Raw genomic sequence first — 10,584 nt, 5'->3', positions numbered from 1 at the left:
ACAATTGGCGGCCCATTGTGGGGCGCGCCCACGGGGCCGGTCGCGGCGGCTGACATCGCCACCGCCGCCGGCCCCGTGGGGTCGGCGGCGGCGGGTCGGCGGGCCAGCCTGCGGCCGTTCCGGCGGTGGTCCTGCTAGGGGCGGCCGTAGGGGACGCTAGGGGTTGTGACCGCTGTCGGCCGACACTTACCTTCCTCCGGGAAGTAGGACCTGGTGGGCACTGCAACGCTGTTGATTTTTGCAATTCGTGGTCGGGCTTAATGGGCTGTGGTGTCGCGGCTTGAGGCGTCTGTGGACGGTATCGGGTCGCCTTTTTCCGGCCCGAAAAGGTGGCGTTAATGGCGACTGAAGACACTCTCCGGGAATACCTCAAATGGGTTACCGCGGACCTCCACCAGACCAGGAGGAAGCTCGGAGAACTGGAGGCGGCGCACCGGGAGCCCATCGCCATCGTCGGTATCGGCTGCCGATTCCCCGGCGGGGTGCGCTCGCCCGAGGACCTGTGGCGGCTGGTCGCCTCCGGTCGCGACGCCATGGTCGACTTTCCCACCGACCGCGGCTGGGACCTGGAGCGGTTGATCCACCCGGACCCCGACCATCCCGGCACCTCGTACGTGGGACAGGGCGGCTTCCTCGACTCGGCCACCGAGTTCGACCCCGGCTTCTTCGGCATCTCGCCGCGCGAGGCGCTGGGCATGGACCCGCAGCAGCGGCTGCTGCTGGAGACCTCGTGGGAGGCGTTCGAACACGCCGCCATCGACCCGGCCACGCTGCGCGGCCACCAGGTCGGCGTCTTCGCCAGCACCACCGTCCAGGACTACGCGGCGCTGCTCCAGCCGCCCCCGCCCGGCGTCGAGGGGTACGTCCTCACCGGTACCGCCGCCAGCGTGGTCTCCGGCCGCATCGCGTACTCGCTCGGGCTCGAGGGCCCCGCCGTCTCCGTCGACACGGCCTGCTCCTCGTCCCTGGTCGCGCTGCACCTGGCCTGTCACGCCCTGCGTCAGGGCGAGTGCACCCTCGCGCTGGCCGGCGGCGCCACCATCCTGTCCACCCCCAGCGCGTTCGTCGGCTTCTCCCGCCAGCGCGGGCTCGCCCCCGACGGGCGGATCAAGGCGTTCGCCGCCGCCGCCGACGGCACCGCCTGGGGCGAGGGCGCCGCCATGCTGCTCGTGGAGCGGCTCTCCGACGCCCGCCGCAACGGCCACCCCGTCCTCGCCGTGGTGCGCGGCAGTGCCGTCAACCAGGACGGCGCGTCCAACGGCCTCACCGCCCCCAACGGCCCGTCCCAACAGCGGGTCGTGCTCCAGGCCCTGGCCAGCGCGCGACTCTCCCCGGAGCAGGTCGACGCGGTGGAGGCGCACGGCACCGGCACGAGCCTCGGCGACCCGATCGAGGCCACGGCTCTGCTCGCCACGTACGGGCAGGGACGGCCGGCGGACCGCCCGCTGCGGCTGGGCTCCGTCAAGTCGAACATCGGCCACACCCAGGCCGCCGCCGGCGTCGCCGGGGTGATCAAGATGGTCATGGCCCTGCGGCAGGACACGCTGCCGGCCACCCTGAACGTCGACGAGCCCACCCCCCACGTCGACTGGTCGGCCGGCGCGGTGTCACTGCTGACCGAGGCGCTGCCCTGGCCGCGTGGGGAGCAGCCCCGCCGCGCCGGGGTCTCCTCGTTCGGGATGAGCGGCACCAACGCCCACGTGATCATCGAGGAGGCGCCCCAGGAAACCCCGGACGGCGACACCGCCCCGGAGGCGGCGACCGACCCCGCCGCCGCGCCGGCGCCCGCACCGGAGCAGCCCGGCCTGCTCGCGTCTCCTGCCACGGTCTGGTCGTTGTCGGCCCGGTCCACGTCCGCGCTGCGGGAGCAGGCCGCCCGGCTCGCCCGGTACGTCCGCGCTCACGGTGATGTCGATCCGGCCCGGCTGGCCTGGTCGTTGGCGACCACGCGGTCCGCGTTCGAGCACCGGGCGGCGGTGGTGGCCGACGATCCGGCGCAGCTTCTCGCGGGGCTGGACGCCCTGGCCGCCGGCACCCCCGCCGGCACGGTCGTCACCGGCGTGGCCGGTGAGCCGGGGGAGGGTCCGGTCTGGGTGTTCCCTGGTCAGGGCGCGCAGCACGTGGCGATGGCGGCCGGGTTGATCGGTGCGTGTCCGGTGTTCGACGAGGCTCTCGCCGAGTGTCAGGCGGAGTTCGACCGGTGGCTGGACATCGATGTGGTCGCGGTGCTGACCGGTGCCGACGATTCGTGGCTGGCTCGCTCGGAGGTGGCGCAGCCGGCGTTGTTCGCGGTCGGTGTGGGTTTGGCGCGGTTGTGGCGGCAGGCGGGGATGGCCCCGAAGGCGGTGATCGGTCACTCGCAGGGTGAGATCGTGGCCGCTCATGTCGCCGGGGTGCTGTCGCTGGCCGACGCCGTCAAGGTCCTGGCGCTGCGGGTCCGGGCGCTGGCCACCATCGCCGGCACCGGGGCGATGGCCGCGATCGATTTGCCCGCCGCTGAGGTCAACGCACGGCTGCCCGAGGGGGTGACCGTGTCCGTCATCAACGGCCCCGGCACCACCGCGGTCGCGGGGCCGCCGCAGCCGGTCGCCGATCTGGTGGCGGCGTGTGTCGCCGATGGTGTGCGGGCCCGGTTGGTGGCCGTGGACTACGCCTCGCACTCTCCGGCGGTGCAGCCGGTCTCCGATCGGGTGCGTGTCGAGTTGGCTGGTCTCGCCCCGAGTGACGGCGACGTCCGGATCATCTCGACCGTCACGGGGACCTGGCTCGACGGCGCTCGGATGGACGCGGACTACTGGGCGGAGAACCTGCGTCTGCCGGTGTTGTTCGACACCGCGGTGCGTACCGCGATCGACGCCGGCCACACGGACTTCGTGGAGGTCTCCCCGCACCCGGTGCTGAGCATGTCGGTGACCGCGATCCTGGACGACACGGGCGTCGCCGGTCGGGCGTTGGCGACGCTGCGTCGCGGTGAGGACGCCCGCGTCCGGCTGCTGACCAGCATCGCCGCCGCCCACGCGAACGGGCTGCCGGTGGACTACCGCCGGGTCCTCGCCCCCGCGCCGATCCTCACCGGCCTGCCCACGTACGCCTTCCAGGCCGAGCGGTACTGGCCGGAGCAGGTGGCACCGGCCGTCGCCGGTCCGGTCAGCCCCGACGTGGTCGACGTCGAGTTCTGGTCGGCCGTGGAGAACTCCGACGTGGCGGCCCTGGCCGCGCAGCTCGAGGGTGGCGCGGCCGACGCGGAGGTGCTCGCCCCGGCGCTGCCGGTGCTGTCCTCGTGGCGCAAGGCCCGGTTGCAGCGGGCGGTGCTGGACGGCTGGTCGTACCGCGTGGTGTGGAAGCGGGTGGCGGCGGCCGGCGGTGCCGTCGCGGCCGGCGACCTGCTGGTGGTGCGGCCCGCCGACGACGCGACGGTCGACGGCTGGCTGGACCTGCTCGCCGCAGCACTGCCGGGCGGGTCGGCGGTGCGGTCGTTGGCCGTCGACCCGGCCGTGGTGTCCCGGGAGGAGCTGGCACAGCGGCTGGCCGGGCACGCGGACGCGCCGCTGGCCGGGGTGGTGTCCCTGCTCGGCCTGGTGGATGCGGAGTTCCCCGGTCACCCGGGCGTCGCCACCGGGCTGGTCGCGACGACGCGCCTGGTGCAGGCGTTGCAGGACGCCGAGGTGTCCGCGCCGCTGTGGTGCGTGACGCGTGGCGGGGTCGGCACGGGCCCGGCGGAGCCGGTCGTCAGCGCCGCGCAGCACGCGCTGTGGGGGCTGGGCCGGGTGGTGGGCCTGGAATACCCGCGGCAGTGGGGTGGGCTCGTGGACCTGCCCGCCGAGCCCGACTCGGCGACCTGGGCGGAGGTCGCCCGGATCCTCACCGGCGGCGCCGGGGACGAGGACCAGTTCGCGGTGCGTCCGTCCGGTACGTTCGTCCGGCGGCTCCACACCGCCACCGCCCGCCCCTCGGGGCAGGCGATCCCGTGGCAGCCGCGCGGCACCGTGCTGATCACCGGCGGCACGGGTGCGATCGGGGCGCAGGCCGCGCGCTGGCTCGCCGGCAACGGCGCCGAGCACCTGGTGCTGACCAGCCGCCGCGGCCTCGACGCCGCCGGCGCGCGTGAGCTGGTCGACGAACTGGCCGCCACGGGCGTACGGGTCAGCGTGGTCGCCTGCGACATGGCCGACCGTGACCAGGTCGCCGCGCTGGTCGCCGGCCTGGACGACGTGGCCCCGCTGACCGCCGTGCTGCACGCCGCCGGCACCGACCACCTCACCCCGCTGGTCGACACCGGCCTCGACGTGTTCGACCACGTCATCGCCGGCAAGGTGCTCGGCGCGCTGCACCTCGACGAGTTCCTGGCGGACCGGGAACTCGACGCCTTCGTCACGTTCTCCTCCATCGCCGCGGTGTGGGGCAGCGCCGGCCAGTGCGGGTACGCCGCGGCCAACGCGTACCTCGACGCGCTCGCGGAGCAGCGCCGCGCCCGGGGGCTCACCGCCACCTCGATCTCCTGGGGCGCCTGGGCCGAGGGCGGCATGGCCACCACCGAGGAAACCCGACAACTGCTCAGCCGACGCGGCCTCAACCCGATGCAGCCGGCCGACGCGCTGCTCGCCCTGCGCCGCGCCGTCGAGCAGGGCGAGACCTGCCTGACCGTCGCCGACGTCGACTGGAGCCGCTTCCACCCGGCGTTCACCCTGGCCCGGCCCAGCCCGTTCCTCTCGGAGCTGCCCACTGTGCGGGCGCTGGCCGAGGCCGAGGCGGAGACCGACGCGCCGGCCGGCGCGACCGACGCGCTGCGCCACCTGGCCGACCTGCCCGGGGCCGAGCAGGAGCGGGAGCTGCTCCGGCTCGTCAACGAGCAGGCCGCCCGCGTGCTCGGCCACGCCACCCCGGACGACCTGCGCGGCCGGCCGTTCAAGGACCTCGGCTTCGACTCGCTCACCGCCCTGGACTTCCGTAACCGGCTGAACGAGGCCACCGGGCTGCGGCTGCCGGCCACCCTCGTCTTCGACCACCCCACCCCGGCCGACCTGGCCCGGCACCTGCGCGAGACGGCGTTCGGCGCGGACCGCGCCGCCGCGCCCGTCGCGGTCGCCGTCACCGCCGGCGAGCCGATCGTCATCGTCGGCATGGCCTGTCGCTACCCGGGAGGCGCCGGCAGCCCCGAGGAGCTGTGGCGGCTCGTCACCGAGGGCGTCGACGCGATCGGCGAGTTTCCCACCGACCGGGGTTGGGACACCCCCGCGCCGGACAGCGGCTACACCCCGGCCGGCGGCTTCCTCTACGACGTGACCGGCTTCGACCCGGCGTTCTTCGGCATCTCGCCCCGCGAGGCCCTGGCGATGGACCCGCAGCAGCGGCTCACCCTGGAGGCGTCCTGGGAGGTGCTGGAACGGGCCGGGCTCGACCCGACCGCCCTCAAGGGCAGCCGCACCGGCGTGTACGTCGGCGCGTCCACCTCCGGCTACGGCAGCGGGCTGACCGAGGTGCCGGAGGGCACCGAGGGCTACCTGATGACCGGCGGCTCGCACAGCGTCATCTCCGGCCGGGTGGCGTACACGCTCGGGCTGGAGGGCCCGGCCATCACCGTGGACACCGCCTGCTCGTCGTCGCTGGTCGCGCTGCACCTGGCCGGCGAGGCGCTGCGCCGGGGCGAGTGCGATCTCGCCCTCGCCGGCGGTGTCGCCGTGATGGCCACCCCGGACACCTTCGCCGAGTTCTCCCGCCAGGGCGGTCTCGCCGGCGACGGGCGGTGCAAGTCGTTCGCCGCCGCCGCCGACGGCACCGGGTGGGCCGAGGGCGTCGGCATGCTGCTGGTCGAGCGGCTCTCCGACGCGCGGCGCAACGGCCACCGCGTCCTCGCCGTGCTGCGCGGCTCCGCGGTCAACCAGGACGGGGCGTCGAACGGGCTGACCGCCCCGAACGGGCCGTCCCAGCAGCGGGTCATCCGCCAGGCGCTGGCCAACGCCCGGCTGACCACGGCCGACGTGGACGTGGCCGAGGCACACGGAACCGGCACCACTCTCGGCGACCCGATCGAGGCGCAGGCGCTGCTGGCCACGTACGGGCAGGACCGGGGCGACGCCGAGCCGCTCCTGCTCGGCTCGATCAAGTCGAACATCGGGCACGCCCAGGCCGCGGCCGGGATGGCCGGTGTGATCAAGATGGTGCAGGCCATCCAGCACGGGGTCGTCCCCGCGACCCTGCACGTGGACGAGCCCTCCCCGCACATCGACTGGACGGCCGGGGCCGTCACGCTCGTCACCGAGCAGCGGCCGTGGCCGGAGACGGGCCGGCCGCGCCGGGCAGCGGTGTCGTCGTTCGGTGTCTCCGGCACCAACGCCCACATCATCGTCGAACAGCCGGAGGAGCCCGCCGAGCCGGACGCCGACGCCGAGCCCACCGAGGCCGGCCCGCCCGCCGAGGGCGGCCCCGACCGGCTGGTCGGCTCGGACGTGGTGCTGTGGCCGCTGTCGGCGCGGTCCGGCGCGGCACTGCGGGCCCAGGCGGAACGGCTCGCGCGGCACGTCCGCGAGCACGACGACCTCGACCCGGCCGCCGTGGCGTGGTCGCTGGCGACCACCCGGGCCGCACTGGAGCAGCGCGCCGCCGTCGTCGGGGCGAACACCGAGGAGCTGCTGGCCGGCCTGGACGCCCTGGCGACCGGCGCGCCCGCCGGCCACGTCGTCGGCGGAACGGCGTCCGACCACGGGGTGGTGTTCGTGTTCCCCGGTCAGGGTGGCCAGTCGGCGCGGATGGCGGCGGGTCTGGTGGGGCGGTGTGCGGCGTTTGATGCGCGGCTGGCGGAGTGTCAGCGGGCGTTCGCGCCGTATCTGGATGTGGACATCGTGTCGGTGTTGACCGGGGATGACGAGTCCTGGTTGGACCGGGTCGAGATCCTGCAGCCGGTGTTGTTCGCGGTGGGTGTGTCTTTGGCGGAGGTGTGGCGGCAGGCGGGGGTGACTCCGCAGGTGGTGATTGGTCATTCGCAGGGGGAGATCGCGGCGGCTTGTGTGGCGGGTGTGCTGTCCCTGGATGATGCGGCGAGGGCGGTGATTCTGCGGGCTCGTGCCCTGGCCGGTCTTGCGGGTACGGGGGCGATGGCGGCGGTGGACCTGCCGGCCGACGAGGTGACGGCTCGTCTGGTGGATCATCCCGAGGTGGTGGTGGGGGTGGTGAACGGGCCGGCGACGGTGGTGGTTTCCGGGCCGCCGGAGCAGGTGGCGGAGTTGGTGGAGGTGTTCCGGGCCGAGGGGGTGCGGGCGCGGCCGATCCGGTTCAACTACGCCTCGCACTCCCCGGCGGTCGAGCAAATTCGTGATCAGATGTTGGCGGATCTGGCGGGTCTGGAGCCGCGGCGCGGGGACGTTCCGTTGGTGTCGACGCTGACTGGTGACTGGGCTGATCCGACCGTCATGGATGGCGGTTACTGGTATGAGAACCTGCGGAATCCGGTGCGGTTCGACGCGGCGGTGCGGGTGGCGGTCGCGGCGGGGCACACCACGTTCGTGGAGGTGTCGGCGCATCCGGTGTTGACGATGCCGGTGACGGCGATCCTGGACGACACCGGCAGCACGGGGCACACGCTGGGTAGCTTGCGGCGGGGTGATGATGATCCGACGCGGCTGTTGACGAACCTGGCCACCGCGTACGCGATCGGCCTGCCCGTCGACCTGGCGAAGGTCCTCACGCCCGCGCCGACCGTCGACCTGCCCACGTACCCGTTCAGGCGGGACCGGTACTGGCTGTCGCGCGGCGGCGCCAGCCGGGCGGGGCTGCCGTCGGTCGGCCTCGACCCGGTGGACCACCCGCTGCTCAGCGCGGCGGCCGACCTGCCCGGCGACGAGGGCCTGCTGCTCACCGGCCGGCTGTCGCTGGCCACCCACCCGTGGCTGGCCGACCACGCCGTGCTCGGCACGGCCCTGCTGCCCGGCACGGCCATGGTGGAGCTGGCGTCGTCCAGCGGCCGGGGCGTCGGCACCGCCCACGTGGCGGAGCTGGTCCTGGAGGCGCCTCTCGTCGTCCCCGGGACCGGCGGCGTCGACCTGCGGGTCCGCGTCGGCCCGGCCGACGCCGACGGCTGCCGCCCGGTCGCCATCCACTCGTACGTCGACGACGGCACCGACCGGCCGGAGAAGACCCGGCAGTGGCAGCGGCACGCCACGGGCCTGCTCGCCCCCACCCGGGCGGTGACGGCGGCCCCGGCCGGCGCCTGGCCCCCCGCCGACGCCGAGCCGATCGCGCTGGACGCCCTCTACCCGCACCTCGCCGAGCAGGGCTACCACTACGGACCGGTCTTCCAGGCCCTGCGCGCGGCCTGGCGCAGCGGCGGCGACATCCTCGCCGAGGTGGCGCTGGACGTCGACGCGGCCACCGACAGCGCCGCCTTCTCGGTGCACCCGGTGCTGCTCGACGCCGCTCTGCACGCCATCGGCGCCAGCGTCCTCGACCGCGTCGACACCGAGGCGCAGCCGAGCGCGACGCAGACCGGGTTGCCGTTCTCCTGGACGGACGTCGCCATCCAGCCCACCCGGGCCCGTGAGCTGCGGGTCCGACTCACGGTCACCGAGGCGTCGGTGGCGGCGACCGTCACGGACACCTCCGGCGTGCCCGTCGCGTCCCTCGACTCCCTCGTCCTGCGGCCGGTCAGCACCGACCAGCTCGACGCGGCCCGCCGGGCGGCGAACCGGTCGCTGCACCGGCTCGACTGGATCGCCCCCGAGCCCGCGACGGGCCGGCCCGCCCGGATCGCCGTGCTCGGCGACGCCGACGGGTGGCCGGGCACGGAGGCGTACCGGGACCTCGACGAGCTGGTCGAGGCCGTGACCCGCGGGACGGCCGTGCCCGACGCGGTGCTCGCCACCTGCGTGGGGAAGCGCGCCGACGAGCCGAGCCCGGCGCGGGCCGCGCACCTGGTCAGCCACGAGACGCTGGCGCTGGCGCAGGACTGGCTCACCCGCGAGCCGCTGGCGGACGCCCGGCTCGTCGTCGTCACCCGGGGCGCGGTCTGCGTCGACGGCGACGAGCGGCCCGCCGACCTGCCGGCCGCCACGGTGTGGGGGCTGGTCCGCTCCGCACAGTCGGAGAACCCGGGCCGGTTCGTGCTGCTCGACCTCGACGACGACCCCCGCTCGGCGGTGGCCCTGCCGGCGGCGCTGGGCACCGGCGAACCGCAGCTCGCCGTCCGCGCCGGTCAGCTCCGGGTGCCCCGGCTGACCCGGCTCGGTCCGGCGCCGCAGGACCGGCCGGCGCCGGACCTGTCCGCCGGCACCGTCCTGATCACCGGTGCCTTCGGTGTGATCGGCCGGCTGGTCGCCCGGCACCTCGTCACCCGGTACGCGGTGCCCCGGCTGCTACTGGTCAGCCGCAGCGGCCTCGACGCCCCGGGCGCGGCGGAACTCGTCGAGGAGCTGACCGGGCTCGGCGCCACCGCCCAGGTCGCCGCCGCCGACGTCACCGACCGCAACGCCCTCGCCGTGCTGCTCGACGAGATCCCCGCCGACCGACCGCTGGTCGGCGTCGTGCACGCCGCCGGGATCCTCGACGACGGGGTGCTGCCGGCACTCACCCCGGCCCGGTTCGACAGGGTCCTCGGGCCGAAGGTGGACGCCGCCTGGCACCTGCACGAGCTGACCGAGAAGCTCGACCTGGCCGCGTTCGTGCTCTTCTCCTCCGCGGCTGGGCTGTTCGGCGGCCCCGGCCAGGCCAACCACGCCGCCGCGAACGCGTTCCTCGACACCCTCGCCCACCACCGCCGGGCGAGCGGGCTGGCCGTCACCTCGATGGCGTGGGGGCCGTGGGCCAACCCCGACGAGCCCGGCGGGCCGCAGGGGCACGTGGACGAGGAGCGGATGAGCCGCGCCGGCTTCCACCCCCTCGACCCGGACGAGGGCATGGAACTGTTCAGCGAGGGGCTGCGCCTCGGCGACGCGGTGGTCGTGCCCGTGAGCCTGGACCACGGGGTGTTCGGCCGGCTCGGCCCGGCGCTGCCCCCGCTGCTGCACGGCCTGGTCCGCCCGACCGTCGGGGCACCGGCGGCGGCGACGTCGGCGGCGGACGCGGCGGCGGCGCTGGCGGACACCCTCGCCGCCACCCCCGAGGGGGAGCGGGACCGGGTGCTGTCCGACCTGGTCCGCACCCACGCGGCCGCGGTGCTCGGCTACTCCTCGATGCGCGACATCGACGAGGAGAAGGGCTTCGTCGAGTTGGGCTTCGACTCGCTGACCGCGGTGGAGTTCCGCAACCGGCTCAGCGCCGCCACCGGCCTGCGCCTGCCGTCCACCCTGATCTACGACCGGCCGACCACCGCGGCCATCGTCGCCCACCTACGCGGGTCGCTGCTCGCCGAGCGGACCACCTCCGCGCTGTCGGTGCTCGGCGAGCTCAACAAGCTGGAGACCGCCATGCGTGCGGTCGCCGCCGACGACACCGACCGGACCGCCGTCGCCGCCCGGCTGCGCGAGCTGCTCTCGCTCTGGACGTACGCCGACAGCGGCACCGACGACGCCGCCGCGGCCGACGGCAACCTCAGCTCCGCCAGCGCGGAGGAGCTGTTCAACCTCCTCGACGACGAGCTCGGCACGGCCTGAGCGC

General features: G+C 74.9%; 1 protein-coding gene. It reads left to right on the top strand.

What is annotated here, in order from left to right; genetic code table 11:
* Positions 1 to 338: 338 nt before the first annotated feature.
* Positions 339 to 10,580 (top strand): type I polyketide synthase, encoded by a 10,242-nt coding sequence (locus ACFY23_RS31290; RefSeq protein ID WP_387039058.1) that lies wholly within the window; start codon positions 339 to 341, stop codon positions 10,578 to 10,580.
* Positions 10,581 to 10,584 lie beyond the last annotated feature (4 nt).

Source organism: Micromonospora sp. NPDC000121, from assembly GCF_042899165.1.
GTDB lineage: Bacteria > Actinomycetota > Actinomycetes > Mycobacteriales > Micromonosporaceae > Micromonospora.
The sequence above is the reverse complement of the archived record's forward strand: the minus strand, read 5'-3'. Positions and strand labels throughout refer to the sequence as shown.